The sequence below is a fragment of the Paenibacillus sanfengchensis genome, assembly GCF_036864765.1.
GTDB lineage: Bacteria > Bacillota > Bacilli > Paenibacillales > Paenibacillaceae > Fontibacillus > Fontibacillus sanfengchensis.
Genome location: NZ_JBAGJC010000002.1, coordinates 613,628 through 638,756 on the forward strand (window position 1 = coordinate 613,628; position 25,129 = coordinate 638,756).

28 protein-coding genes are annotated in these 25,129 nt (G+C 49.6%); 6 read left to right on the forward strand and 22 right to left on the reverse strand.

The window, feature by feature from the left end; translation table 11 throughout:
* Positions 1-423: 423 nt before the first annotated feature.
* Positions 424-846 (reverse strand): VOC family protein, encoded by a 423-nt coding sequence (locus tag V4U84_RS06060; RefSeq protein ID WP_334072561.1) that lies wholly within the window; start codon positions 844-846, stop codon positions 424-426.
* A 250-nt stretch (positions 847-1,096) separates the two neighbouring features.
* On the opposite strand from V4U84_RS06060, the gene V4U84_RS06065 reads away from it, so the two are divergent.
* On the forward strand, positions 1,097-3,481 hold the full coding sequence (locus V4U84_RS06065) for a glycoside hydrolase family 16 protein (protein WP_334076912.1): 2,385 nt from the start codon (positions 1,097-1,099) through the stop codon (positions 3,479-3,481).
* Between the two features lie 76 nt (positions 3,482-3,557).
* Here V4U84_RS06065 and V4U84_RS06070 read toward each other — a convergent pair whose 3' ends face one another.
* The 7 genes from V4U84_RS06070 to V4U84_RS06100 form a co-directional block, all read right to left on the reverse strand.
* Positions 3,558-4,949, reverse strand: a complete 1,392-nt coding sequence (locus tag V4U84_RS06070; RefSeq protein WP_334072563.1) for an MATE family efflux transporter — start codon at positions 4,947-4,949, stop codon at positions 3,558-3,560.
* Between the two features lie 498 nt (positions 4,950-5,447).
* Positions 5,448-5,873, reverse strand: a complete 426-nt coding sequence (locus V4U84_RS06075) for an SRPBCC family protein (RefSeq protein ID WP_334072564.1) — start codon at positions 5,871-5,873, stop codon at positions 5,448-5,450.
* Positions 5,874-5,945: 72 nt separating this feature from the next.
* Positions 5,946-6,935: a sigma-70 family RNA polymerase sigma factor gene (locus V4U84_RS06080; RefSeq protein ID WP_334076940.1), complete on the reverse strand. Its 990-nt coding sequence runs from the start codon at positions 6,933-6,935 to the stop codon at positions 5,946-5,948.
* Between the two features lie 324 nt (positions 6,936-7,259).
* A complete protein-coding gene (locus V4U84_RS06085) occupies positions 7,260-7,787 on the reverse strand; it encodes a hypothetical protein (protein ID WP_334072567.1) in 528 nt (175 codons plus the stop codon).
* A gap of 132 nt (positions 7,788-7,919) precedes the next feature.
* Positions 7,920-8,693 carry a hypothetical protein gene (locus V4U84_RS06090; protein ID WP_334072568.1) on the reverse strand — a complete coding sequence of 258 codons (774 nt, stop codon included), beginning with the start codon at positions 8,691-8,693 and terminating at the stop codon, positions 7,920-7,922.
* Positions 8,694-8,790: 97 nt separating this feature from the next.
* Positions 8,791-9,258 (reverse strand): phage tail protein, encoded by a 468-nt coding sequence (locus V4U84_RS06095; RefSeq protein ID WP_334072569.1) that lies wholly within the window; start codon positions 9,256-9,258, stop codon positions 8,791-8,793.
* Between the two features lie 26 nt (positions 9,259-9,284).
* Entirely contained in the window at positions 9,285-9,782 is a 498-nt protein-coding gene (locus V4U84_RS06100) for a GyrI-like domain-containing protein (protein WP_334072570.1), read from the reverse strand.
* Positions 9,783-9,884: 102 nt separating this feature from the next.
* Between V4U84_RS06100 and V4U84_RS06105 the strand changes: the two genes are divergently transcribed.
* Positions 9,885-10,853, forward strand: coding sequence for a helix-turn-helix transcriptional regulator (locus V4U84_RS06105; RefSeq protein WP_334072571.1), 969 nt, complete (start codon positions 9,885-9,887; stop codon positions 10,851-10,853).
* Here the strand turns inward: V4U84_RS06105 and V4U84_RS26905 are convergent.
* The 4 genes from V4U84_RS26905 to V4U84_RS06120 form a co-directional block, all read right to left on the reverse strand.
* The gene (locus tag V4U84_RS26905) at positions 10,783-10,968 is read right to left on the reverse strand and encodes a hypothetical protein (protein WP_416367215.1); all 186 of its coding nucleotides are present in this window, start codon (positions 10,966-10,968) and stop codon (positions 10,783-10,785) included. The two genes, V4U84_RS06105 and V4U84_RS26905, sit on opposite strands and share 71 nt — an antisense overlap.
* A 113-nt stretch (positions 10,969-11,081) precedes the next feature.
* The gene (locus V4U84_RS06110; protein ID WP_334072572.1) at positions 11,082-11,573 is read right to left on the reverse strand and encodes a CBO0543 family protein; all 492 of its coding nucleotides are present in this window, start codon (positions 11,571-11,573) and stop codon (positions 11,082-11,084) included.
* A 154-nt stretch (positions 11,574-11,727) separates the two neighbouring features.
* Positions 11,728-12,732, reverse strand: a complete 1,005-nt coding sequence (locus V4U84_RS06115; RefSeq protein WP_334072573.1) for a DUF3231 family protein — start codon at positions 12,730-12,732, stop codon at positions 11,728-11,730.
* Positions 12,733-12,826: 94 nt separating this feature from the next.
* The gene (locus tag V4U84_RS06120; RefSeq protein ID WP_334076913.1) at positions 12,827-13,771 is read right to left on the reverse strand and encodes a DMT family transporter; all 945 of its coding nucleotides are present in this window, start codon (positions 13,769-13,771) and stop codon (positions 12,827-12,829) included.
* Positions 13,772-13,851: 80 nt separating this feature from the next.
* Between V4U84_RS06120 and V4U84_RS06125 the strand changes: the two genes are divergently transcribed.
* Positions 13,852-14,163, forward strand: a complete 312-nt coding sequence (locus V4U84_RS06125; protein WP_334076914.1) for a hypothetical protein — start codon at positions 13,852-13,854, stop codon at positions 14,161-14,163.
* An 83-nt stretch (positions 14,164-14,246) separates the two neighbouring features.
* Here the strand turns inward: V4U84_RS06125 and V4U84_RS06130 are convergent, their stop codons facing one another.
* From V4U84_RS06130 to V4U84_RS06145, 4 genes are all read right to left on the reverse strand, one after another.
* Positions 14,247-14,687 (reverse strand): SRPBCC family protein, encoded by a 441-nt coding sequence (locus tag V4U84_RS06130; protein WP_334076915.1) that lies wholly within the window; start codon positions 14,685-14,687, stop codon positions 14,247-14,249.
* A gap of 16 nt (positions 14,688-14,703) precedes the next feature.
* The gene (locus V4U84_RS06135) at positions 14,704-15,141 is read right to left on the reverse strand and encodes an SRPBCC family protein (RefSeq protein WP_334072577.1); all 438 of its coding nucleotides are present in this window, start codon (positions 15,139-15,141) and stop codon (positions 14,704-14,706) included.
* Entirely contained in the window at positions 15,138-15,644 is a 507-nt protein-coding gene (locus V4U84_RS06140; protein ID WP_334072578.1) for a MerR family transcriptional regulator, read from the reverse strand. The genes V4U84_RS06135 and V4U84_RS06140 overlap by 4 nt, the downstream gene beginning before the upstream one ends.
* A gap of 222 nt (positions 15,645-15,866) precedes the next feature.
* Complete coding sequence (locus V4U84_RS06145; RefSeq protein WP_334072579.1) at positions 15,867-16,463, reverse strand: NAD(P)H oxidoreductase; 597 nt, start codon at positions 16,461-16,463, stop codon at positions 15,867-15,869.
* A gap of 217 nt (positions 16,464-16,680) precedes the next feature.
* Between V4U84_RS06145 and V4U84_RS06150 the strand changes: the two genes are divergently transcribed.
* Positions 16,681-17,052 (forward strand): winged helix-turn-helix transcriptional regulator, encoded by a 372-nt coding sequence (locus tag V4U84_RS06150; RefSeq protein ID WP_334076916.1) that lies wholly within the window; start codon positions 16,681-16,683, stop codon positions 17,050-17,052.
* A 75-nt stretch (positions 17,053-17,127) separates the two neighbouring features.
* On the opposite strand, the gene V4U84_RS06155 is transcribed toward V4U84_RS06150, so the two are convergent.
* Positions 17,128-17,586 carry an NUDIX hydrolase gene (locus V4U84_RS06155; RefSeq protein ID WP_334072581.1) on the reverse strand — a complete coding sequence of 153 codons (459 nt, stop codon included), beginning with the start codon at positions 17,584-17,586 and terminating at the stop codon, positions 17,128-17,130.
* A gap of 387 nt (positions 17,587-17,973) precedes the next feature.
* Complete coding sequence (locus V4U84_RS06160) at positions 17,974-18,423, reverse strand: MerR family transcriptional regulator (protein ID WP_334072582.1); 450 nt, start codon at positions 18,421-18,423, stop codon at positions 17,974-17,976.
* 172 nt (positions 18,424-18,595) lie between these two features.
* Between V4U84_RS06160 and V4U84_RS06165 the strand changes: the two genes are divergently transcribed.
* On the forward strand, positions 18,596-19,447 hold the full coding sequence (locus V4U84_RS06165; RefSeq protein ID WP_334072583.1) for an aldo/keto reductase: 852 nt from the start codon (positions 18,596-18,598) through the stop codon (positions 19,445-19,447).
* Positions 19,448-19,504: 57 nt separating this feature from the next.
* Here V4U84_RS06165 and V4U84_RS06170 read toward each other — a convergent pair whose 3' ends face one another.
* From V4U84_RS06170 to V4U84_RS06185, 4 genes are all read right to left on the reverse strand, one after another.
* On the reverse strand, positions 19,505-21,802 hold the full coding sequence (locus V4U84_RS06170; protein WP_334076917.1) for a preprotein translocase subunit SecA: 2,298 nt from the start codon (positions 21,800-21,802) through the stop codon (positions 19,505-19,507).
* Between the two features lie 20 nt (positions 21,803-21,822).
* Positions 21,823-22,554: an ABC transporter permease gene (locus V4U84_RS06175; protein WP_334072585.1), complete on the reverse strand. Its 732-nt coding sequence runs from the start codon at positions 22,552-22,554 to the stop codon at positions 21,823-21,825.
* Positions 22,551-23,396 (reverse strand): ABC transporter ATP-binding protein, encoded by an 846-nt coding sequence (locus V4U84_RS06180; RefSeq protein ID WP_334072586.1) that lies wholly within the window; start codon positions 23,394-23,396, stop codon positions 22,551-22,553. The genes V4U84_RS06175 and V4U84_RS06180 overlap by 4 nt, the downstream gene beginning before the upstream one ends.
* Positions 23,397-23,534: 138 nt before the next feature.
* Complete coding sequence (locus tag V4U84_RS06185; protein ID WP_334076918.1) at positions 23,535-24,470, reverse strand: LytTR family transcriptional regulator DNA-binding domain-containing protein; 936 nt, start codon at positions 24,468-24,470, stop codon at positions 23,535-23,537.
* A 392-nt stretch (positions 24,471-24,862) separates the two neighbouring features.
* On the opposite strand from V4U84_RS06185, the gene V4U84_RS06190 reads away from it, so the two are divergent.
* Entirely contained in the window at positions 24,863-25,036 is a 174-nt protein-coding gene (locus V4U84_RS06190) for a hypothetical protein (protein ID WP_334072588.1), read from the forward strand.
* Positions 25,037-25,129 lie beyond the last annotated feature (93 nt).

Sequence of the window (25,129 nt, forward strand, 5' to 3'; positions counted from 1 at the left end):
GAATTCTTTAAGTCCTTCCGGTACTTCAATATATCCTGCTCATTCGGGGTCTATCTGGGAATAACCCAAATTAAAAAGATTGCACCCCAATAGGCACAACTCGGTATCACCTTGATTCAGCCCCCATCAGACAACCTTGATAACATAGAATTCCTGCATATGTGCATGTTTTTTTTCTGTTTGGAACAATGATTTCAAAATTCCTGCAAATCTGCAGGAATTTTCGACGAAATCGGCTCGTTTCTCTAAAATCGCCAGAAATACCTGCAGATTTGCATCTTTTTTCGAATCCCCTCGGGGACCGGCTTAAAATACCTGCAGATTTGCATCTTTTTGGAGTCGGAAGGGTCGGAAAGTGCGCTAGGTCCCTTGATCTCCGTGGGTTAAATACGATTTTTCTCCTACTACGATGCCTGAAGGGCCCTAGTCCTGAATTTCCGTATAAATTTGAAAGGTAACTCCGAATTTGTCCGTGACATCCCCAAATCCGGGGCTAAAGGCTTCTTCCTGAAACGGCAAATTCACTTTTCCGCCTTGCCGCAAAGCTTCATAGAGCTGTTTTGATTTTTCTACGTCGTTCGTTGTGATGCAAATGGTTACCCTTTTTCCGTTGGCAATGGGTGAACCCCCTGGAGCATCGGAAAACATGAGTTCCGTTTCACCCACTTGTACCTTTGCATGGGCCACCAGGTTTTTTAAATCGTCAGTAAACGTATTCGGCATTCCCGACATCTCCCCGTAAGTAATCATCGAGAGAACTTTAGCGCCAACGGCCTGTTCATAAAACTGAATAGCCTCCCTTGTGTTTCCCTCCAAAGTAATATAAGGGGTTAGTTTTACAGTCATAAATTGTACCTCCCTGGGTTCGGTGAAATTTGATTCATTCATATAGACGAGTTACGCGCCCCCAAATCATCGGTCACTCGCAAAATTCTTATTTCGCCCCCCTGCTGTCAAGAAAAACGGGCACCCTACCCGAAAAATGACACCTATCTCTCGGATGATCCGGGTTGATACAATGAAGGTATTCCCCTGTGCAATTATTTTCCATGGGTTACATAGGTTGGGGAATTACTTTAATTGAGGGAGGGTATTTATGAGGCGTTCTCACTTTAGGGAAAGGCGGTTTGTTCAAAAAGTATTCAGTATGATCCTGACGATAGTGATCGCGAGCGGCATCGGTCTGTTGCCGACTTCGAAGGTTCAGGCCGCTGAAGGAACAGGAACCACCATTACCTCGATGAATTACTTCTCGGCGGCAGACGGACCGGTCATCACTAAATCAGGAGTCGGTCAAGCCAGTTATGGATTCGTTATGCCTGTATTTAATGGAGGCTCCGCCACCTGGAATGAGGTTGTCCAAGACTTGGGCGTGAAGGTGAAAGTAAACGGCAGTTGGGTCGATATCGACAGTGTCGGCAGCTTTGTTTATAACCAAAACTGGGGTCACTGGAGCGACAGCGGCTTTAACGGCTACTGGTTCACCCTTTCAACCACGACAGAGATTCAGTTGTACTCCAAAGCGAATGGGGTTACGCTCGACTACAAACTGGTATTCCAAAATATCAACAAAACGACGATTACGGCGATGACGCCGACGCAAGGACCGGAAATCACGGCGGGAACGACGGGCGGAGCCGGCTTCACTTATCCGGTCTTCAACAATGATCCGGGTATTCCTTATGCGGCTGTGGCCGGTGATTTGAAGTTGTATGTTAAACCCGTAAACAGCAGCGAATGGATCGATATTGACAACAACGCGGCCAGCGGCTGGATCTATGATCAAAACTTCGGCCAATTCACCGACGGAGGCGGCGGCTACTGGTTTAACGTCAAGGAGTCGATCAACGTCAAGTTGGCATCGAAAACCTCTTCGGCTAACGTCGTTTACACCATCATTTTCAATGAACCGGTGAGAAATTCATATATTCTTACTCCCTTTGAAGGAACGACTTTCACCGCAAATGAAAGCGGTGCCATTGGTCTGCCCCTGCCCAAGATTGATGGAAGCGCCCCGGTCGCCGATGAGCTTGGGAACTTCGTATACCAGATTCATATCAACGGGCAATGGGTTGACTTGGGGAATTCCGGTCAGAGCGGATTCGTATATTCCGCGAACGGTTACAATAACCAGTCCAGCGCCAATCAGTGGGGGTATTGGGCCGACCATATCTACGGGCTGTGGTTCCAGCCCATCCAGGAAGATATGCAAATCCGCATCGGCTACCCGTTAAATGGGCAGGCGGGCGGAAATATCGGCGATAATTTCATCTCCTACACCTTTATCGGAAATCCCAATGCTCCCCGTCCCGATGAAAACGATCATGGGGATATTCCGCTCGGAACCCCGAACGATCCGGCCATCGAGGGCATGACGCTGGTTTGGCAGGATGAGTTTGACGGAACCCGGCTGGATGCGGGGAAATGGAATTATGAGCTGGGCTATTACCTCAATGACGATCCCGGTACCTGGGGTTGGGGCAATGCGGAACTGCAGCACTATACCAACAGCCCGCAAAATGTATTTGTGCAGGACGGGAAGTTGAATATCCGGGCCTTGAGTGAGCCCAAATCCTTCCCGCAGGATCCAAGCCGGTATGCCCAGTACTCTTCCGGTAAGATTAACACCAAGGATCATTTTTCGCTCAAATACGGCAGGGTGGATTTTCGTGCGAAACTGCCTGTGGGGAACGGCATCTGGCCGGCCTTCTGGATGCTTCCGAAAGATAACGCCTACGGCTCGTGGGCGGCATCCGGCGAAATCGATGTGATGGAAGCGAGAGGGCGTCTGCCCGGCACGTCTTCCGGCGCCATTCATTTTGGCGGACAATGGCCGGCCAATACCTATCTTTCCGGCGAATATCACTTCCCGGCAGGGCAAACCATCGCGAGTGACTATCACGTCTATTCCGTCGTCTGGGAAGAAGACAGCATCAAGTGGTACGTGGACGGCAAGTTCTTTTTTAAAGCCACCCGGGATCAGTGGTACTCCTCCGCTGCCCCAAACAACCCGAACGCTCCGTTCGACCAGTCTTTCTACCTCATTATGAATCTGGCGATCGGCGGGAACTTTGACGGCGGCGTGACCCCAGGTCCCGGCGACATCCCTGCGACGCTGCAAGTGGATTATGTACGCGTGTACAAAGACGGCGGCGGCCAAAATCCCGGAGAGCCCGGGCCGGGTTCCCCCTCCACGGTCGTCATCGGCGATGCAGTGAAAGGTCTGAAGAAAACCGGCGATAACTTGCTGTTCTATGTAAACGGCGCAACCTTCGCCGATTTGCACTACAAGGTCAATAACGGCACACAGCTCAATGTAGCCATGACCGGGGCGGGGAACGGCAACTATACCTATGCGGTCAACAACCTGCGGCACGGGGATACCGTCGAGTACTTCTTTACCTACAACCCGGGCCAAGGAGCACTGGATACCCCTTGGCAGACTTATATTCACGGGGTCACGCCAGGAAGGCCGGAATAAACCCGGGAACCGCGTTCTACCTCAAACAGGGCTCCCTCAGACGAGGGAGCCCTGTTTTTGATACAACATACCCGTTTTAAGCCTGCGCCCCCACCCCGTTTTCCGCAACGGAAACCGGCTTTACGAGCGCCTTTTTCTCCCAGGCCCGGCTTCTCCAGCGAAGCAGCATCATGACCCCGCGGAGCCATTCGTCCACCGTAAAAGCGATCCATACGCCAAGCAGCCCCAACCCGGAATGAACCCCCAGCACATAAGCCAGCGGCACCGAGACACCCCACATCGAAAGCACGCCCATCAAGACGGGAAAACGCGCATCTCCGGCGGCGCGCAGCGAATTGATGATCACCATATTGAAGGTCCGGCCGGGTTCGAGTACGATGGATAGCAGAAAAATCCCCGCTCCCGCGGCAATGATTTTGGGGTCCTCCGTGAACATGCCGATCAGCTCGTGCCGGAATATCGCCGCTACCCCGACAACAGCCAACGTTAACAGGAAGCTGATCCTCACGCTGGTTATAAGCCGCCGATAGGCCGCCTTCATTTCCCCCGCGCCGACCATCTGTCCGACGATGATCTCGGTCCCCGCTCCGATCGCCAACGCAAGCGCCATGAAATAATTCGATATGTTCATGACATAAACATGCGTATTTAACGCGGTGATGCCGATCATGTTGACAAAACTGATCACCATGAGATATTGCGACTGCCAGGCCAGATGCTCGCCCGCCGCCGGCAGCCCCACGCTCATAATCTGTTTCACGTAGGGACCGTTCCAGGTTACGTAATCCTTCCGGTGGATCGGTGCGGGAATCCGGCGATACAAAAGGATAAAAAGAACGATGATGCCGAGGAAGCGGCTAACGACCGTGGAGATGGCCGCCCCCGTAACGCCCCACTCCGGAAAGCCCAGGTTGCCGAAAATGAGCAAATAGTTTCCGGTCACATGGATCAAATTGACGCCCAAAGTTACATACATCACGCTTTTGGTGTTCCCGCTCGCACGAATCACCGATGAAACCGCGTAAGACAGCGCCTCGATCCAGATAAATCCGCCGATGATCTCCAAATAGTGGCTTGCGATGCCAATTTGTTCGGGATCCAAGTTTAACAGCCGCAGGAGGGATTCCCCAAAACTGACGAGGACCAGGCTGACGAGAATTCCGAAAATCAGGTTCAACGTAATCGCCAGGGCCGAAATCCGGCTCGCTTCTTTCTCCCGCCCCGCGCCGATATACTGGGATACCGCCACACTGGTGCCGATTCCGACAAAGCCGAACATCAGAATGCAGAAGTAAATGATTTCGTTGGCTAAGCCTACGGCCCCCGTCGCCTTGTCGGAGATGCGGCTTAACATAAACACATCGACTGTGCCGAGCAACATCCGCAGTACGGAGTCGACGAAAATGGGCCAAGTCACAGCAAAAAGACTAAGTTTTTTCCACGAGGGAATACGTTCGGATAAGGTCACGTTATACAAGCTCCTACTATGTGTTTTTTCTCTTTCGACCTTCCTAGTGTAGCGCCGGCAAGCCAATACGTCTATGGGGGAAATTTCGTTTATAGAGGTTGAACTAAAGAATTGGGGTTGGGCAAGGATGTGATAAGGTTGTAGATATAAAGTCCCGCCGTCGGAGTCTGCATCATTAACGGGAAAATTTCCCGTTAATGTACCGCTCTTGGCCCCTCGATCGGATTTAGCTGGAAAAGCTCCATCTATTTCGCGGCCCTATTGCCGATATATACAATTTCAAGCGAATTAACGGGAGGTTTTCCAGCTAATTCGCCTCTGCAGCCGCATATGTACCCAATTAACGGGAAGAATTCCCTTTAATTCGAACCAAACCATTAGTTGCAGGTTAAGACTGTGAAAAGAACCCTTTACACCGCTGTCTAATATGCAAATCAATAGTTCAACCTATATAGCACAAAAAAATAAAAGCGCCCAATGGGGCGCCAGGGGTTATGCCTAGGATTCTTCCGTGTACTTTTTAAAATTATCCATAATCGCTTGCCAGCCCGCTTGCTGGAATTCCACCGGATGCGTGCTTTCCGCGTCAAACGTTTCGACGACCTTCGTTTCGTTGCCTTGGCCGCTAAAGGAGATTTCGACCCTTCTCCCATCTCCCATCGTATAAGAGATCCATTCATGCGTCCTCACTTCGTCATAGACCCCGCCAAAATCAAAACCCATGCTGCCATCCTTCGCTTCCATTCGGGTCGTAAATTTGCCGCCGGCCCGCAAATCATTCTCCGCTCTTGGCGCATGCCAATCCTCGGAAGCTTGGTTCCACTTCGTAATGTGCTGCGGCTCCGTCCAATAGCTCCATACCTTTTCAATTGGCGCTTGAATGACTGCCTGAACGGTTACTTTCGTCGGTTGATTCGTTTCCATTTTGAAAGACACCTCTCTCAATATCATCGTTTTTTGTTTATCAATAATATAGACGTCATTCGAATTCAAAATTCATCGGTGGATCTGCTCCGGCAGCCCAAAACGTAAAAATAATTTGGTGTTAATGAAATTTTGGACGTGGAGGATCTGATTATCCTTGATTTCAAGCACATGAATTCCCCAAGGGATGAGGACCCCGGCGTCTTCCGGATTCGGCATATATTGCGCAAAGGCGGGATATCCGCCATTTACCGTAATCGGCACAAAGCGGGAGCCCTCACAATGCGGCCGGGTCAACGAAAAAAACTCGAACAGATCGTTTCTGCCACGCACCCACATGGCAAAAGGCGGCATCGACATACAGCCTTCCTCATGAAATAACGCGACCAGCGCATCGATATCAAATTGTTCAAAGGCCTCCACATACCGTGACAGCAGCTCATGATCAGGCTCGGCGTCCATCCGGCTGAGCTCGTCGGAACGCAGCCGGGTCCGGTTCAAGGTTTCCCTGGCTCTCTGCAAAGCGCTGTTCACGGCGGCCGGCGACATCCCCAACGTATCGGCGATCTGTTTGGAGGACCAGTCGAAGACATCCTTTAGAATAAGAACGGCACGTTGACGAGGCGGTAGAGTTTGCAAGAGTGCGATGAAAGCGAGCTGCAGCGTATCTTTGCGAATAAGCACATCTTCGGGATTCTCCCCAAAATCGGGAGCAAGCCAGATCCAGGAGGAATCGGGCAACGTTTCGCGGGGTTCGACGATGGAGACCGCCGGATCGGACAGATCGACGGGCAGAGTACGGCGCTTGGCTTGTCTTAGTTTGTCCAGACACAGGTTGGAGGCGATTCGATAGACCCATGTTTTGTACGATGATTCCTGCCTAAAGGAGCCCCAGCTTTGCCAAACCCGGATATAAGTTTCCTGAACCGCATCGTCAGCGTCATCGATGGATCCCAGCATTCGGTAGCAAAACGAGGTTAGCCCCGGCTTTAAATTCTCCAATAACTGCAGATCCACTGCCGTCTCGCTCATAGTAGCCTCCTTTTGACGGGGAAAATTGATTTGTGCGTTTTGTCATAGTTTACCACAGGAGCGTCCGGTGAGCATCCTTCTAATGGCGATGGCTCATCATGAATATTTTTTGCATAAGTCCCGGTCGGAAAATCCTACTGTTCTGAAAAGCCGAGTCCTTGTAATGGCCTTGGTCGGTAAAGCTCTGGTTCGCAGAGGCCCGGGTAGAAGAGGCCTTACGGCAAAGCTATAATAAGACAGGAGCTGGCCCAACTGGGTCAGCTCCTGTCTGTTAGTTTGAGGCTTAGGCAACAAAAAGCAAAACAACTAGCTCTATGATCTCCGTTACCGACAACTACGACCGGAGGTTTACGACTATTCGTTATCCGGCGTGGCCGGACCCATCAAGCCTTGAACGGCGCCGAGAAACGGGCGAATGGACTTGATCATGCCGTAGCCCATCTTCACGAGCGGAACAAATCTCCGAATCATGCCGAACAGCCGCAGGCCGCCGCCGAGCATACCGCCAAGCCCTCCTGTGCCCGCAGCGGTGCCGCCAGGCCCGCCCAAGCCGCCGAACAGCGAGCCCATTATCGGGAGGAATGCCGACACCTTGGCGTCCGGCTTGCGGGAACGCGAATGGCCGGACGGTTTGCGCGCGCCGCTTCTCCGTTTGCCGGGACGGACGCCCGGGGGATGTGCACCCGCTCTGTTTTTGAGGGATCGGGAGCTTTGCTTCCCGGAAGAAGCGCGTGGGAGGGCTCCAGCGCTGGCAAGTTCCAACCCGCCGGGATTCACGTCGGTGATGAAGCCGACGTAAGTCTCTCCGCTGTTCAGGGTGACACATACCGGACAGCCCTGCAGCTTCTTCGCCCGCGCACGTATCTCTTTCGATTGTGCCATGAAGTTCACCTCGATCACTGAGTTGTACTTCAGTTTACGCCAGGGGCGGGCTGACTGCTTGTGCGAATGGGTCATGTGTACGCCGAAAATCGCTTGATGGGCTCGCCGTTTATGATCTCCGGAACTTTTGCATCAGCAAAGAAGATGGGCCAATCGTCTAATTTCCATGCTCATTCTGGCGTTAACGGGATACACTTCTTCCAGGTAACGAAGAATGTGCAGCGCCGATTCCGGGGTTCGTTCGTATCCCAGAATCATATCGCCCACCCGTTCTGCAAAAGAAGGGTATCTCTTTTCCATCCGCCGCTCCTCACCGAATACATCCGGGAAATACGCCTCCTCCTTCTCTAACAGATGCAGAGCGGACAGGATGTTATCCACGGCATAGCTCTGGACGAACCGCGCTGCGGAGAGTTTCTCTCCCCGGGCATATCGGCATAGTCCCACGTACAAGTTGGTTAAAGCCTCATTCAGCGGAAAATCAAGCCCCTCTCTTCGTTGCGTCTCTGTTCTCCTTCCGCCCTTAGCGATCTCCGGATTCGTGCAAGCCGGATCCATCCAAACAATTCTTCCCTCCGAGTATGCGATATGCTCCATCTCGTTCTCCTCGAACACGGCATACTCGCCATATATTCCGTCTTCGAACAAGATCTTGTATCCGTCCGCCGTATTCCGAAAAGTATATGCCAACGGATACACCTCCTCCAGCCAATCGAACCTCTCAATATACCCTTGTTTATACCCCGGCTTCACTACTACGAAAAAGTCCAAATCCGAATAAGCATCGATTCGATCCGTTTCCACCCCAACCGATCCGACTCCCAATAGCAACAGCGCTTCACCTCTTCGCGCCAGTGAACCTCCGATTTCATCAAGTCTTCTAAGAAGCCCTTCTTTCGTCGCCATCCCAACTCTCCTCCATTTCAGACCATAAAAAAAGGCCCAACCCCAACTGCAGCGAGGTTGAACCTTTCGGTTACATAGCCTTTAAATTATTTTTACTTTAATATTCTCCTTTTATTACGAAAAACGAGCCCCGAATCGTTCCGGCCAGTTTGGATTTCTGGCGGGCAAACTTGAACTTCTTCTCTTCCAACTCCCGGGGAACCTCCATCCCCTCGGAGAGTTTAAAACCAACCGCCCGTTTCTTCGGGTCATCTACGGTATACAAGACATTGACCCCCAAGCCATCCTCATAAAAGACGAAGGCCCATTGGATATTCTCCACTTGAAAACGCGACGTTTCCAGAGGCTTGGCCGCAAACTCGATACCGCGTTCCTCTTTCAAAATCCGGTTCACATAATCAAGGGTCTCCTGGCTTTCGCCGGCGGGTTCCACCGCAAATTCATGCTTGTATTTATTCATGAAGTAGCGGGCTTCATTCGCGCGCAAACCGGCCAGCGCTTCCGCTACGGGTGAAGACTCCAAACCGATCGTGGACACATTTTTAAAATCAACAATATAGGACATCTCCACCACGGCTCCTTTTTATCCGATTATTTCCTAACGACGGGAATCCACATTTCGCCAAACACCTGGCCGTCCCGCTGCCCCATGATCACCGTTGCATTCGGCCCGCCTACATACGCGACATGGCTGACTTCAGGCAAGACTTGGCCGAAGGCAATCCCGGCAAGCTGATTACTCAATACATCGGCCGTCGCCCCTTCTCCTTTAACCACCAGGTATTCCCCTTTAGGGAATTGAATAACCCGGGAACCCTCCGCTGCTGATGCCGACCCCGGCGCCGATGACTCGGTCAAAACTCCGGCATAATACATCATCTTGTTGTTCACCGCTTCGTTTACGGCAAATACATAGTCGTTGGCGGCCATAGATTTTAAAGTGTCCAGCCTTCCGTCATGATTGACCGCCTGCCAAAAGTCCGATTTTTCCTTGTTAATGCCGGCATAGTCCGTGTAATCGCTCTTCAGCTCGGTGCCCAGACCGTAAACGATAAAGCCCTCTTTTTCTTCCAATTGATAGTTTGCCATGTTCATAACCTTCCTTCTTTTTTATTTAATTTGTGTTCTTCACTTGATAGACTTATGATAATCTTTAATCATGTCAAAAAATGATACCATTTAGGAGTCGCGATGAAAAAAGTTGAACGGATTAATACGATCATGCGGTATATCAATAATCGTTCCCAATTTACCATTTCCGAAATCATGCGCGAATTTCAGATCTCCCGTTCAACAGCCATTCGGGATATCCGGGAAATCGAGGCCTTGGGGATGCCGCTTGTCGCCGAGGTCGGAAGGGATGGGGGATATTTTGTCATGCACAACACGCTCCTCCCTGGCGTTCGTTTTACCGATAATGAGGTCAAAGCCCTTTTTATCGCCTTTATGGCCACAAGAAATGCGCAGCTTCCCTATCTGAAGAGCCGTCAATCTCTAGCCGAGAAATTACTGGGCCTCATTTCGACCAACCAGCAGGACGACCTTGTTCTTTTGAATCAAATCCTGCTGTTTGAAGGAACCAACCCGCATAATCCCGACCTGCTTGAGCTTTCGGACCTCCCCCACCCTATGTTGGAAAAGCTCATCCAAAACCTGCTTACGGACAGCTATTTGCGGATTACGATCGAAGAAGCGAAGGAGATCAAATCTTACCCCATCTATCTCCTGCACCTTTTTCATCAAAAGGGCCTTTGGCTGATGGAGGGATTTGACTTGCTGGAAGAAAGGAAACGGCTGTTTCCCGTCGACGGGCTCACCGATGTCACACCCTTCTCGCCGAAAAAAAGGTTAAGCCGGAAAAAGATTCTGGAAATCCTGAGCAAGCAGGAAGAAGAAATCAACCTTGTCCTGGATCTGGGCCCAAAAGCCATCGCCCAGTACAAGAAATACCATCCTTTAAAGGCTTCCGTCTCCTATACGAACCCTTATCAAACCACGGCCATTCTGAAGACTTTTATCCCTGTGGATAAGCCCGAAGAATTGACCGAAATCACCAATTGGCTTCTTTTCCTGGGCGGGGATATCCAGGTCAGGGAAGCGCCGAAGGAGCTCCTGGACAGGTTGGAAGAACGTGCATCGTATTGGTACAAATCACGATGAAATCAGCCCCGCCGGATTCCAACTTTTCCGCCGCATCCATCATGATTTTCGTGGCCTCATCCCATTTCCCCTGATACTGAAGACTTTTGATCTCATCAAAATCCACGGAATACATGAGGCTCTTGGCGGAATGATGTCCTCCCAGCTTCTCATTGACCCGTTGGTTAACATAGAACACGTACCTCCAAGGGGCTTTTAACTCTATCCTCCATTAATTACGGTTCAACTTCAACCCTTTGTCCCACCGGTTTGTTTTTTCATAAACCAAAGATAAAAAATACGGGACAAGAAAAAGGTAATTAAAAGGGAGGCCCACGTCCAGTACCAACTCCAAGCGATGTAGCGAATGAGGTTGGTGTACTTTTCCAACAATACCTCCAAAATGGTCATCCAGCTCGGAAAAAACAAAAACCAGAGTGTTTTATGGATGTTGGTTTTGTTTTCCGGAAATTTCATGTTAAACACGACGCAGAGAGCGGGAAAGATAAAATACTCGAACGAAAAACTACTTCGCGATGCATAGGGAAACATACGTACCGGATATTCAATTAGTTTGTACTGTACAACTAGTAGGCCTAAAAACCAGGTAAGTATTTGCTTAAAAGAAAATATGACAAACGCTTCTCGAATTTTATTACGCGGTGTCGTAGCTAGCAACAGCAGAATGGTTAAACTCCATACTACAATTAATATGATTATTTCCATTGTCATAAGACGCATAACCTCGGTTACATAGGATATGTACAGTATTTCCCTTAAGCAAGAATTTAAGCTCTTCTGCCCTAAAGCTTAAATCAAAATCGTACCCGTACCACACACAACAATCTGTGACGGCAAGCAGGGCCATCCTTGGCGGGATGGCCCTGGCAAGCTGTTAATGTCCGGCGTGCAATTCATCCCGGTCTATAGCCTCTGGAGGCTGCTCCAACCAACCCTGGTCAATCATAAGATTGGCGCCATCCTCCACATACAACGATACATCCAATTGGCATTTTGCATATAAAGTACCTATATCTTTTCTGCCATTCAGTGATGCGCCATTGGCGTATTCCCGAATCTTCATGGAGAACATGTCGATTTTATGGTAAACCATGAGTTTATCCGAGAACGGAGGCTCCGTGGAGGGTCTGACCAAATGATCAATACTCGGAGGGAGCGGCAAACCGTCTTTAGACAATTTATCCGACATCAGATCAATATGTTTATGATTTATCATCTTCCCGCGTTCCAAATATTGTCTGACCTTTTCACTTCTCGCCACCTGGCTAAAGCCAATAATGATCGCTTTACTCGTAATATCGTTGTTCAAGTTTGCGTAAAAATGGGCAATTTCCAATCCTTGCAGCGGTCTCACCTTTCCAAAAAAAGCATTTAAAAAACTCTGCTTGGTAATAAAGTCCACGCCTTGGGGCGGAGGGATGACGGGTGAATTCATTAATATATTTCTGGAGAGTAAGGCCTCCATGACATTGATCATTAATTTACTGGTATCCTGAAGGGCCTTGACGAAGAATTCCCGGATATCTTTCCTTGTCACCAAGGGGATAGCCACGCTATAAATACTCACCCCGGCCTTACCCAAATACTTCAGGTAATGAAGATAGAAATCATCTTCATACAGTCGGGGTGCCTCCAAGTTTACATCTTCGTCCGTAAACCCGACCGGGATCGGAAAATCGGCTTGTTTAAAAATAGCCTCAATGGTTTGTATATACTCTTCACATAACCCCAGGGCATATTGTAAATTTTCTTTAATCTCTTTATCGTCCACATGTTGAAGAAAATAACTAAGCACGCATTTCCCCATCGTATTCCCCACATATGTTGCCCAGAGTTTCCCCATCTCCGCTGCGGTTAAATGCGATTGATCGGTTTTCACAAGCACTCATTCCTTTGCGATCTATTGAGAACCCGTGTTTAGGATATCCCTTGAACCGTTTGAAAATACACGGTTTCTGCGGCATACCAGACTGCTATTGCCGTTTGATCGATTTCGCTGGAAAGCTCGGCGAGAATGAAGTCCCCAGCAGATTGGTGCCAATGACACCGACAATAATAAGCGCAGAACCGACGATATGATACATTCTGATTTCCTCCCCAAGCAAAAGCGCTCCGGCAGCGATCGACACGATCGTCGACAGGTTGGAGAATACGCTCATTTTGGAGGCTTCGATTCGGGACAAGGCATAGTTGGAACTAAGCGCCGTAACCAGTGTGGACAAGACGCCAAGATAGAGAATGGCCGCAACAAACGCACCGCTGGCCAGCGGAGAGAACAATTGATCGAGTGTACCTGCGGCGGTGTGCCCGGCAAGCGACACGGCCAGGAAAGAAACAAAAGCAATGCCCAGCATGACATACGTGATCTCCGCAGGACTGAACGATTTGAGCAGCCTTCTCGCGAGCACATTATAGCCCGCAATGGCCAGGCAGGACAGGAACAAGAGAACTATTCCCGTCATGTTGGACCAATCGATGCCGCCGCCTTTCATGATAAAGATGAACAGGACTCCGCTCACCGACAGACAGATGGATAGCTTTTGCAGGAGCGTGGTCGTTTCTTTCAGGAACAAGAACGCCAGCAGCAGCGTTAAAACCGGCGTAAAAGCGAACAGAATGCCGCCTTCGCTGGACGTGGTATATTTTAGACCGTAAGATTGAAGCGCGAAAAACGCCAATGGATACAAAATAGCCAAGAGCACCGCCTTGCCGAGCTTTTTTCCGCGGTAGTTCAAACGGACTCGGCCCAACAGGACGGGAATGGACATCGCGGCAAAGGACGCGGCAAACCGGAAGGTCAGTGTATCCATAGGGTCGGCGAATTCGAGCGCAATCTTCGTAAATAAAAAGGAAAACCCTATAATCATCGCATTCATAATGGCGCATAGATAAGCAAGTTTTAATCCGGATGAATTCATCGAAGTAAGTGCCTCCTTAAACCCCATAGTGTTGTCATATTCGCGGACGTGGGGCTGAATACTTGAAATGGTAAAGCGAAATGGGGACACCCACAACCACAAGTTTCCGGAATTGTATCGATACAGTTCTGAATCCGGGGTCGACTCCGGCGTTTATATCCAATTTAAAGCTGCCGCAAACCGTTAATTTGGATCCGCTGATAAAACGCCTGTCGGCGAGGCAAGTGAAAGCGGTGACCGAAAAGTCGTTCTATTTGACAAACTGGCTTGAGCGGGAAAAGTTTTTGCGAATCAGCATTCCGCGGGTCAGGCCGGAGAGAATCGAAGAGGGCGTGAGGGGGATTATGGAGGAGGTGAGGAGAGAAAACAAAAAGTCGCCGTCCGATTCCTGACAGGGATTGTGAACGGCGACATATAGAGTCTTCAAATTAAGTAGCGCTCTTTTCGAAGGAGATACAGATCTCACTTGGCAAAGCTAGTCGGCCAATTCCGCCAGCACCTTGCCAAGCCGGTCCAGCTGCTGTTCATTAGCTTCTAGGCAGATGGGCTTAGCTTGTTCAAACTCCTCTTTTATCTTGAAAAGTTGACGAAAGGTGACCCTGGTGCGGCCATCGAAGTCCTCGAAGGTAGCCGTTACCCGAAATTCGTGAACGTTTAGATGATCAATCACGACCCGCTCCGGCGGTATGAACTCAACAAATACATTATGGTTAGGATAATCCACGCCATCCGGTCCGTGCATGGTGAACTTCCACGTCCCTCCCGGCCTCATATCGCACTCGTGAAACGTATTCTTGAAGCCTTGCGGTCCCCACCACTTTGCTAATAAATCTGGGGTTGTCCATGCCCGGAACACAAGTTCCCGCGGGACATCATACTCGCGCGAAGCAATAAGTTCATTTTCAGCTATCGTCATGTTCCAGCCTCCCCTTCTACCCTTCTACTACCTTGCCCAGTGTATCCAACATGATGTTTGTACCGTGTTCCCGTATTTCTGGCGTATCATGTCCGTCAAAGAATGCGCCTTGCTCTGTGAAAATCAGCTTCGTACCGCCCTCCACCTTGATCAACTCGACCGTTGTGATCGAGACGGAGATGCGTACGCCGTCCGAATCCAGCGTGTACGTATAGACAATACGCTGCTCCGGAACAAGTTCCTGGTAGCTGGCGTCGAAGGTAAAAACCGGCCCTTCCGGCGGCCCGCCGCTGCTGTACTCGCGCCCGCCAACCTGGAACTCGAAGATCTCCGGCTTCGAAAACCACTTGGCTTTAGCCATCGGGTCGGCCCATGCTTGATACACCCGCTCCGGCGGAGCGGCATAAATCCGTTCTACGACGAAGGTTCCATGCTTGACGAATCGTTCTTTCATTGATTTTCCTCCTTACGTTTCGAAATTCCATTCTCTTCGGTAAGAAAATCTCCCAACAGGTCCAAATGTCGCTCCCAACTCGTTTGCCGCTCAATGACCGGTTTCTCAAATCTCATCTTCATCGCCTGCAAAAGGCTCGTGAAATCTTCAACCGTTAATTCCGCCTGGCCCTGCATAAGCTTGGATACGTATCTTAGCTGCTCCAATAGTTTCTGCTGCAGTTTAATCTGTTCTTTGATTTGGTCTATCTGCAGTTCCACGATCTCAAGCGGACTGATCTGCCCGCCATTTAAGGCCGATTTAATCTCCTCGAGAGATAATCCCAGCTCCTTAAGCGATAATATCTGGTGCAAACGCGACAAGTCCGATTCATTGTACAGCCTGTGGCCGGATTCCGTTTGTCCCGACGGAGAGAACAACCCGATTTGATCATAAAACCGCAAAGTTCGAACGGTAAGCCCCGTTAACCTGGCGAGCTCCCCCACCTTCCAATGTTTCTTCATGAACCATCTCCACTCTTTGGCGCTAGCTATGTACCGGTAGCTCTATTGTAAAACATGACGTTACGTAATGTTCAAGTGAAATCGTGACATTTTTACAGACCGATCTTCCAATACCGATTCAGGAGGTGGAATCCAGCTTACTTAAATGCACGGAAGGCCACCGAAAAATCGGCGGCCTGATTCCCAGTGATTCAACTATCGCTTATTTCCGGATTTGTATCACTAATTTTCCCCGGATATGCTTTGTTTCAAGGCATAATTCAACCCTAAATGATAAGCTTGATGAAACAGCATCTCATAATGCTTCGAATCGGAATCCAAAGTCTCGTACAAAAATTCAACCTTGGAATTGGAAACACCGCAATAATCCGCAATTCCCACATTGAGCAGGTGAGTAATCATTTCATCATAATTACGCTTTTTCATCTGCTCTTTGGAAACGCCCGCCAGACCGATCCACAAGACTTGTTGGTGATGAAGCTGGTTTGAACCGTACGCAAACCCGTTGTTCCATACACGGTCAATATAACCTTTTAGCATGGCCGGCAAGTGCCACCACCAAACCGGAAAAATAAATGCCAGAGCATCATGCTCCTTCATTCGCCGTATTTCCCTTTCCACCTCAGGGGAAAAGGTCTGTTCCGCCGCTGACCAATCCGGTTCATCTATTTCTTTTAAAACCGGGTCAAAGCCAATCCCGTGCAAGTCCAATATCTCATATTCATGACCGGCCTCGGCAAGACCTTGCACGAAACGATCGGCAACCTTAAAGGTGAGGGAATCTTTTCTCGGGTGCGACACAACGCATAATACTTTCATACTTGTATCTTCACTACCTTTCTTGAGCAGTTAACTTATAGCCATCATCCCTGGCTGATGCTATTATAAACAGGACTCGAATAACCTGGAAGTACGCACTTTCACGTGCTATAGGATGATACGGGTGCCATAGGAACATGGAAGTGCCCTACTCTAGATAACTGCCCAAGAAGTTATGTTCTTGGCAAAAACACATCCTTTTAACGGAGGAGTAAAGATGACTGAACCGAGGGACAATAGCATTCGAAAAAAGTATAGAGCTGGGGTGGAGGCGGCATTAGAAGTCATGGGGGGAAAATGGAAGCCTCTGATCATCTATCATTTGATGACCGGCCCGAAACGGACTTCGGAGCTCCGCCGGTTAATCCCCGATATTACGCAAAAAATGCTGACCACTCAACTAAGGGGCCTGGAAAAGGATGAGATTGTAGCACGAGAGGTATATAAAGAAATCCCGCCTAAAGTGGAGTATAAGCTAACCCCCTACGGCTGGGGATTAAAGCCCGCGCTAGACCATTTATGCTATTGGGGAGAGGATCACCTGGATAAGGTTTATGGCGACAAATCCAAGGTTTTGGAGGAGTTTTAAGTTTCATAACGAGAAAAGACCATCATCACATCATGTTTGATGGTCCTTTTTTGCTCAATAAAGCTCCCCGTTAACTCATTTATTAAGTTGCTCATTATACATACTTATGGAGTGAACCTTATCTTTTAATAAGTTATCGATGATTTGCTTTAATACACCCGGTTCCCGTAAGTCTTCATTTTCCATTTTGGCAAGCTCATGTACTTGCACCCATTTGCTGTCGGAAATTTCATCCTCTTCGAGATTTAAAACCCCTCCGGTCATCTCACCTATAAAATGAAATAAAATAACTTGATTGTTCGTACGGCTCCTAAAATTATATACACCCGTAGTACCCGTCAGGTTTACTTCCAGCCCCGTCTCTTCTCTAACTTCCCTACGAGCTGTATGGAGAATGTCCTCACCATATTCCATACGCCCACTTGGAAAGTTCCACTTATCCCTAGCATTAGGCTTATTCTCTTTTATAATCAAGACTTGATCATGATTAAAGATGGTTACACTTGCTACTAAAACAATTGCCTCTTGCGACATCCAATTCTCCTCCATAGTGCATGTTTGCACTAGTTTTTTTAAGGCTCGTTCCACCGGTTCTCCCAAGGGGCTGTCCTTGCGGCGCATTTTGTAGAGCCAAGTACGTCACCCGATGCAACTCGCCTAGGTCAGCCGCCCAGCGCACTTCCAACACGGCCAACTCCAAAAAGATGCAAATCTGCAGGCATTTAAGCCGATTCCCGAGGGGATGCGAAAAAAGATGCAAATCTGCAGGCATTTCTAGCCATTTTAGAGAAACGAGCCGGTTTCGCCGAAAATTCCTGCAGAATCTCAGGAATTTTCAAATTTTGGCCCCGAACGAGAAAAAAACATGCAGATTTGCAGGAATTCTACGTCATCCAGGTTGTCTGATGGGGCCTCCACCCCTCATGCCTTACGGGCAGAGGGCGAGTAAAACACATCCCCATGCATATGTTGAATTCTATCCCAGTTGGCCGGATTGGTCGTGTCTGGCGAACGGTGCTCCAAAATGGCTTGATACAGGGCGGTTTTTTCCTCCAAATGGGCGATGTGCCGTTTGGCTTCTTCGAGCTTCATGAGCGCCGCCTCTTTATGCTCCATCATGAGTTTATAGCGTTGCGGAATGGTCGAATCCCCTTCCAGACATAAATCGATGTACATTTTAATGACTTCGATCGGCATCCCGGATTGCTTAAGGCATTTGACGCCAAACAGCCAGTTGATCGATTCTTCGTCGAACATCCGAATATTATGCTCATTGCGCTGTATGCTCGGCACCAGGCCTTTATCCGTGTAAAAGCGCACAGCGTGCTCAGTGAGTCCCGTGATCTGTGCGGCTTCTTTGACCGTATACATGTAAAATCCCCCTTGGAAAAAAATAATAAAAGGCGCTTGACTTCGTGTAACACGAAGGTCCTAAGCTTATTGTAACGCAAATCGGCGATAAGCGGAGCTGCCGCTCTATAAGGCCAATCCCCGGGATTCGCAGCCGTTTGCCGTTATACATTTGAACTAAGGAGGAGTTGCCATGCAAACCGTAACACTGAACAACGGAGTGAACATGCCGATCATCGGCTTCGGAGTTTACCAGGTCCCTGATGCAGAAGAATGCGAGAACGCAGTATATGAAGCACTGATGGCCGGTTACCGCCTGATCGACACCGCCGCCGGTTATCTGAACGAGGAAGCGGTCGGGCGCGCGATCAGACGCAGCGGCATACCGCGTGAGGAGCTGTTCATCACGACCAAACTTTGGGTTCAGGATGCCGACTACGAGAGTGCCAAGCTGGCTTTTGCCAAATCCCTGAAGAAGCTGCAGCTGGATTATCTCGATCTGTACCTGATTCACCAGCCGTTCGGCGATTACTACGGCGCTTGGCGCGCGATGGAAGAGCTGTATCGCGAAGGAAAAATCAAGGCGATCGGGGTCAGCAACTTCCATCCCGACCGTCTGATGGACCTTATCGTGCATAACGAAATCGTTCCCGCGGTTAACCAGATCGAAACGCACCCGTTCTACCACCAGCTCGAGAGCGCCGCTTTTATGAAACAGCAGGGTGTGCAGCACCAGTCATGGGCGCCGTTTGCTGAAGGACGGGGCAACCTGTTCGGCAACAAAGTCCTGGTCTCGATCGCGGAAAAATACAACAAATCCGTCGCCCAAGTCGTGTTGCGGTGGCTTGTTCAGCGTGGAGTCGTTGTTATTCCAAAATCGGTGCGCAAAGAGCGGATCGTCGAAAACTTCGACATTTTCGATTTTGAGCTGAGCGCGGAAGATATTGAACAAATCTCCACCCTGGATACGGGAAAAAGTCTGTTTTTATCGTATCACGATCCGGAAGTCGCCAAGATGATGGGCAACTGGAAAGTCGATCTGTAAGCCTTGATCCAACCGTTAACGAAAAGGACAGGAGCCGGCACCCCTGTTCTTTTTAATCTAAAATTTCTCCCACCCGAATACCGGCCTCAACATCTTGCGCATCCAATAAGCGAGTACCGTCCCTGCGCCCCATGAACCGGGATTCTGCAAGTACTCCATGTATTGATCGTTGATGATATAAGTCCGAGTGGAAGTAGGGTTCTTCAGCCCGAACTTTTCCCACAACGCCGGATCATTGGAACCCCCGAGCTTTACGAGCATATTCGCCGTCTCTCTATTTATGTTAGCCGGAATTTGCTCGAAGGCTTGGATGATTTGCGCATGGAATTCGTCGATCGGATGGCGGTTAACCAGGCTCGTCAAATGGATGCTTTCGCGAATGTAAGAAACGTATGCCAGATGGTCAGCCCAGAACTTGTCGATAAAATAAAGCCGCACCCGCTGCTCCGAAGGGCTCACCTTCGTCTTGCCTTTCAAAATGCCGAGCCGCTCCTCGTATAGAATACGCCGCTGTTCCTCCACCATATCCGAATAACGGTTCAGTTCCAGGCGGATCTGGAAGTTCTGGCCCATAATCACGCGCTGAATGTGGGTGATTTTGCCGCGGAGCACCGACTCTTCGAGAGCATCATCCTGCCTGAGACCGCGATAGGCGGGCGGAATCGCTTTATCGATGCCGAACCGCAGCATCAACTCGTCTTCTAAGCTTACGAAAAATACGGAAGCTCCCGGGTCCCCTTGGCGGCCGGAACGACCGCGCAGTTGGTCGTCGATCCGCATGCTTTCGTGCACATGCGTACCAATCACGTACAACCCGCCCAGCCCTGCGACTACTTCCGCTTGCGCGGGGTTGCCACCGCCGAGCCGGATGTCGACGCCGCGTCCCGCCATATTCGTAGACACCGTCACGGCGCCGATTTCTCCCGCTTTGGCGATGATCTCCGCTTCTTCCGCGTCGTTTTTCGCATTCAGAACATGGCATGGGACGCCGAGAGCCGCAAGCGCCTCCGCCAGCCTGTCGGACTCCTCGACGCTTGACGTACCGATGAGAATCGGCCGTCCCGTCCGATGAACGGACGAGATTTCCTGGAGAAGCGCCTTAAATTTGGCTTCTTTATGGGTATAAATCCGGTGCGGATAGTCGATCCGTCGGTTGGGCCGGTTCGGCGGAATTGGCACGACCTGGAGCGCATAAATCGTTTCGAATTCCATGGCGGAAACTTGCGCGGTCGCCGACATTCCGCAAATCTTCGGATATAGGCTAAGGAAGTGTTGCAGGGTGATCGTCCCGAGAATGTTCCCTCCGGCTTTCACGGGCAGCCCTTCTTTGGCCGCTAGCGCGGCTTGCAGCCCCTCCGGTAAATGCCGATTCTCCGCCACGCGGCCGGTATATTCGTCGATCAGTTCGATTTTACCGTCACGGACGATGTAATCGACGTCTTTTTTCAATAACGCTTCCGCATGCAGCGCGCAATTTAACGACGATAACAACTCACTATGACGGCTTTCGTACAAATTGCCGCATCCCAGCAGTTCCTCCGCTTTCGCGGCGCCCGCCTCATTCAAATAAACATTCCGCTGGAACTCGTCGAAGTCGAAATGCTCCCCCTGCTTAAGCTGCCTGGCCACTTCCGCGAAACGAGTGCCGTTGTTGCTCTCGGAAGAGCCCGGCTCGCCGGCGATGACGAGCGGCACCCGCGCTTCGTCGATAAGCAGCGAATCCGCTTCGTCGACGATGACGTAGTGGAAAGGACGATGCACGGTGTCGGCTTCGACCAATGCGATCGAGTCGCGCAAATAATCGAACCCCGCCTCTTTGGCCGTCACATAGGTGATATCCGCGGCGTACGCTTCCCTTTTCTCGGACAGGCTCATGCCAGCTTGAACCGACCTTACCGTTAACCCGAGAAAATGATAGATCGGGCCCATCCACTCCGCATCCCGATCAGCCAAGTAATCGTTAAACGTCAGCACATGAACGCCTTCGCCGGTCAGCGCATTGAGATAAGCGGGCAGCACCGCGGAGAGCGTTTTTCCTTCGCCGGTATGTTGCTCAATTAAATATCCCTCATGAAGAGCGACGGCAGCCATGATCTGGACATCGTAAGGCTGCAATCCGAGCGTTCTCTTCGCCGCCTCGCAGACTAGCGCATACGCATCGACAAGCAGCTCGTCCAAAGGCGTACCCGATGCTGCCTCCTTTTTTAGCCGGAGAGACTCCGTTTGCAGCCGCTGATCGTCCCAAGCTTCCAAATTCCGTTTTCGGATGAACTCCGCTTGGTCCCGATAACCTTTCAGCCTAAGCTTGTTATCGCAGTCTTTCAATTCTCGCATCCACTTGACGGCTAAATTCATCGGAATGGGATCCCTCCTTCCTACTCATCCTTTAACCGCCGTTGATACAAAACAACGGACACCATCGTTAATACAACCGTCCATACCAAAATAATAAGAAGGGGTTTCAACACATCTCCCGCCGTAAAACCGGCATTGCTTATATGTAGCAAATGCACAAGCTGACTGCTCGGTACGTAATCCAGCACTCCGAAGATCGGATAATCATCCGCCAGAAACACTCCCCAAGGCGCCCCGGTAAATACGAATGCCACGGGAATTATGGATAACGATGCATCCAGCAGCGTCCTGGAGAATAAGCCGCAGATCGTTCCGGCCGCGATGTATAGAATGATCGAAAGAATAACGGCCGCCGCAAAAGCCCATACATTGGCCGGCTTATATCCGAATATATACGTAGAAACGGCCAGAACGACAGCAGACATGACAAAGACCAGGCTGCTTTTACCGACTAAAACGTCCAGGGTCGTGGCCGGAGTCATCATTAATGATCTTAACGTGTTACGCTCCTTTTCTTCCGCAATCAAGCAGGCTTGTGCGAAACATGTCAGCAACACAAACGAAAGATTAAGCACGGTAGCGAAAGTTCCGGCCACGGAGGCTAAGGGCAAAGACGAATCTACACCTCGAATAAGAAGTGCGAGAATAATAGGGAGAATCAACATAATGGAGACCGCATAATTGCGCGAAAACTCTTTATAATCCTTCACAAATATCGCGCGCACCCGTTTTAATGAGATACCCGTACTCATAGCAACTCACTTCCTGTCATTTTAATGAAGACATCGCCCAGACTTGGCTCTTTCGTTGCCAATCGATCAATGAGCCCTCGTTTCATCCAATCGGCGATTTGCTCGGCCGTTCCCTCATCGATGGGAAGCTCGTAGGCTTCCCCAGTGGTTAATTCAACACAAATTGCGTTGTCCCGATGCTGTTTTTTAAGTTCCTTGGGTGAGCCGATGGCTTGAATTTGCCCTTGATACAAAATCGCTACACGGTTACATAGCAATTCTGCCTCAGCCATATCATGCGTAGTTAAAAAAATCGTTGTCCCTTTCTCATTTAAATAGCGTAAACCTTTATAAATATGTGCCGAGTTTACGGGATCCAAAGCCGAAGTAGGCTCATCCAGGAATAATAATTCCGGCTCATGGATCACCGCGCAGGCCAACATGACACGCTGGCGCATCCCTTTCGATAAGCGATGGACTTTCTTCTTCCGCTCTCCGCTTAAGTTCACAAACTGCAGCACCTTATCGATCGAAGTTTTAGGAAGATCATATAATTTACGATACAGCTCCAGATTTTCCTCAACCGTTAATCTCTCATATAGACCGCTGTTATCCGTCAAAATGCCAAATCGCATCTTCTGTGCGGACTGCCGCATCCTCTCCGCCGGCTCGTTAAATACGCCGGCCTGTCCGCTTGTCGGATTTAACTGCGCCGTTAGAATCTTGATTAGCGTCGTTTTTCCCGAACCGCTCGGACCCAGGAACCCGAAAATTTCCCCTTTCGGAATGGAAAAGGACACGTCCGACAACGCATCCTTGCTTCCAAATCTCTTTCGAATATGTTCCACTTGGATCACATCCATGAACACCACTTCCTTAGCGTTGATGCCTTAAGCATATAAATAATGCATGCTTCCAGCCATCAAAACCCGCCGAAATGTAGCTATTGCCGCCTGAACGGTACCCTGGAATGCCTAATGGGTTCAATATTGCCCCGGAAATTAAAGATGAAGAAGCGCCTTTAATTCCTGCAACTTTGAACGGGATAACGGAACCATGGCATCTTTACCCGTATTTAATCGCAAGCTGTAGCTGTTCTTCGTCCATGTAATGATCTCCCTTATCTTTTGCAGATTCACGATGTAGGATCGATGGCACCTAAAAAAGCCGAAATTCATCAATCTCTGCTCGAGCTCGGTTAGCGTCAAAGCACAGACATAATTTTCTCCACCCACATGAACGAGGATCGAACCCTCTACACTTTCTATGTAATCGACTTCAGGCGGATCAAATAAAATCACCTTGTCATTTTTTTTCGTAGAAATCTTCTGCAGCGTGATATTGGCCTGATCTTGTTCCGGCACTTCCTGCTTGTCCTCTTCCGAGTCCCGAATATCGAGTGGATGAAATCCGGATTCGTTCAATCGATAAATGGCATCACAGGAAATCAGGGCATCCTCTAAATTCGAAGTTAAAATTAGAATCCGCTTCTCTTTCGAAAGGTCATCCAAAATCCGTTTAAAATGACGGCGATCCTCTTCCTCCAAGTAAAAATAAGGCTCCTCCAGGACAAGCGTAGGCTGATGCGCAAAAAAGACACGCAGCAAGGTCACGTACATCCTTTTCGACGAGCTTAAATTCTTGATTTTTACCCTCCGTTCTTCTTTTAAAGCAAAATAATCCATTAACTGAGCAGCACGGTCCTTCCTCTCCGTCACCTTGACTAGAAAAGTGATCAGCTCTTCCACCGTTAAACGCATATACTCGTTCTGCCCAGTTCGAAATATGTAATATTGGGAACGATCCGCTAATTGTTTCATCAACAGCTGCTTTCGCTTCAAGTCCGTTATAATGCCGATTGATTGGTTCGATGTCATATCTAGTTCCATCTTCGGTAGAAATAATTCCCCATCATGATAGATTGGTTGAAATTGCATGCCGTCCTCCCGGTCCGTGCCGATATACGATATATATAACAATTATAATGTTGGGGTGCTTTTTTGAAAAATATAACGGCAAATTTAAAGGCTCCCATACGGGAGCCCTGACTCTTCTCTTCACATCACGTAAATCGTCCATCAGCTCCCACGATCCGAAACGGTTGATAACTCCTGGCCATGGAAGATCGCACAGCCTTAGAAGCACGCGAACGAGCTAATCCGCCTCAAATCGATACCGAAGTACCCCCAGAAGAAACCGAACCATCTGAATCCTGCAACAGAATTACGCCCGACGAATACCGGGAAGAACCAGAATTGCTCCCCGTTGTTTAGCCAAATGTATGTGTTGCGGTATAGGCAGCGTCTGATCCCTCCGGGGTCAACGGCAAATGTGGTACTCTGCATTTGCGGTACGAATTGCGGTGGAGGAGTTGTCGGCGCTTGAACCCCTCCCGGTGCACCCCCCGGAGATCCACCTGGAATCCCCGGTCCGCCCGGGAATCCTCCGCCAGGTCCTGGTGCTGGAAAAAAACCCATATATGATCACTCCTTTCAATGAGTAGGCATGATCATCATATGCATTCGCGGAAAGGGCGCTTGGGTGAACGCCCATAAAAAAACATCAAGCGCCAAAACAGTGATTCCTTTTCTTTACC

Bases quoted from the DNA above. Each gene is read 5' to 3' on its own strand.
- V4U84_RS06060 (WP_334072561.1), bottom strand. From the start codon at position 846: ATGACTGTAAAACTAACCCCTTATATTACTTTGGAGGGAAACACAAGG.
- V4U84_RS06065 (WP_334076912.1), top strand. From the start codon at position 1,097: ATGAGGCGTTCTCACTTTAGGGAAAGGCGGTTTGTTCAAAAAGTATTC.
- V4U84_RS06075 (WP_334072564.1), bottom strand. From the start codon at position 5,873: ATGGAAACGAATCAACCGACGAAAGTAACCGTTCAGGCAGTCATTCAA.
- V4U84_RS06085 (WP_334072567.1), bottom strand. From the start codon at position 7,787: ATGGCACAATCGAAAGAGATACGTGCGCGGGCGAAGAAGCTGCAGGGC.
- V4U84_RS06090 (WP_334072568.1), bottom strand. From the start codon at position 8,693: ATGGCGACGAAAGAAGGGCTTCTTAGAAGACTTGATGAAATCGGAGGT.
- V4U84_RS06095 (WP_334072569.1), bottom strand. From the start codon at position 9,258: ATGTCCTATATTGTTGATTTTAAAAATGTGTCCACGATCGGTTTGGAG.
- V4U84_RS06100 (WP_334072570.1), bottom strand. From the start codon at position 9,782: ATGGCAAACTATCAATTGGAAGAAAAAGAGGGCTTTATCGTTTACGGT.
- V4U84_RS06105 (WP_334072571.1), top strand. From the start codon at position 9,885: ATGAAAAAAGTTGAACGGATTAATACGATCATGCGGTATATCAATAAT.
- V4U84_RS26905 (WP_416367215.1), bottom strand. From the start codon at position 10,968: ATGTATTCCGTGGATTTTGATGAGATCAAAAGTCTTCAGTATCAGGGG.
- V4U84_RS06110 (WP_334072572.1), bottom strand. From the start codon at position 11,573: ATGCGTCTTATGACAATGGAAATAATCATATTAATTGTAGTATGGAGT.
- V4U84_RS06120 (WP_334076913.1), bottom strand. From the start codon at position 13,771: ATGAATTCATCCGGATTAAAACTTGCTTATCTATGCGCCATTATGAAT.
- V4U84_RS06125 (WP_334076914.1), top strand. From the start codon at position 13,852: ATGGGGACACCCACAACCACAAGTTTCCGGAATTGTATCGATACAGTT.
- V4U84_RS06130 (WP_334076915.1), bottom strand. From the start codon at position 14,687: ATGACGATAGCTGAAAATGAACTTATTGCTTCGCGCGAGTATGATGTC.
- V4U84_RS06135 (WP_334072577.1), bottom strand. From the start codon at position 15,141: ATGAAAGAACGATTCGTCAAGCATGGAACCTTCGTCGTAGAACGGATT.
- V4U84_RS06140 (WP_334072578.1), bottom strand. From the start codon at position 15,644: ATGAAGAAACATTGGAAGGTGGGGGAGCTCGCCAGGTTAACGGGGCTT.
- V4U84_RS06145 (WP_334072579.1), bottom strand. From the start codon at position 16,463: ATGAAAGTATTATGCGTTGTGTCGCACCCGAGAAAAGATTCCCTCACC.
- V4U84_RS06150 (WP_334076916.1), top strand. From the start codon at position 16,681: ATGACTGAACCGAGGGACAATAGCATTCGAAAAAAGTATAGAGCTGGG.
- V4U84_RS06155 (WP_334072581.1), bottom strand. From the start codon at position 17,586: ATGTCGCAAGAGGCAATTGTTTTAGTAGCAAGTGTAACCATCTTTAAT.
- V4U84_RS06160 (WP_334072582.1), bottom strand. From the start codon at position 18,423: ATGTATACGGTCAAAGAAGCCGCACAGATCACGGGACTCACTGAGCAC.
- V4U84_RS06165 (WP_334072583.1), top strand. From the start codon at position 18,596: ATGCAAACCGTAACACTGAACAACGGAGTGAACATGCCGATCATCGGC.
- V4U84_RS06170 (WP_334076917.1), bottom strand. From the start codon at position 21,802: ATGAATTTAGCCGTCAAGTGGATGCGAGAATTGAAAGACTGCGATAAC.
- V4U84_RS06175 (WP_334072585.1), bottom strand. From the start codon at position 22,554: ATGAGTACGGGTATCTCATTAAAACGGGTGCGCGCGATATTTGTGAAG.
- V4U84_RS06180 (WP_334072586.1), bottom strand. From the start codon at position 23,396: ATGGATGTGATCCAAGTGGAACATATTCGAAAGAGATTTGGAAGCAAG.
- V4U84_RS06185 (WP_334076918.1), bottom strand. From the start codon at position 24,470: ATGCAATTTCAACCAATCTATCATGATGGGGAATTATTTCTACCGAAG.
- V4U84_RS06190 (WP_334072588.1), top strand. From the start codon at position 24,863: ATGTGGTACTCTGCATTTGCGGTACGAATTGCGGTGGAGGAGTTGTCG.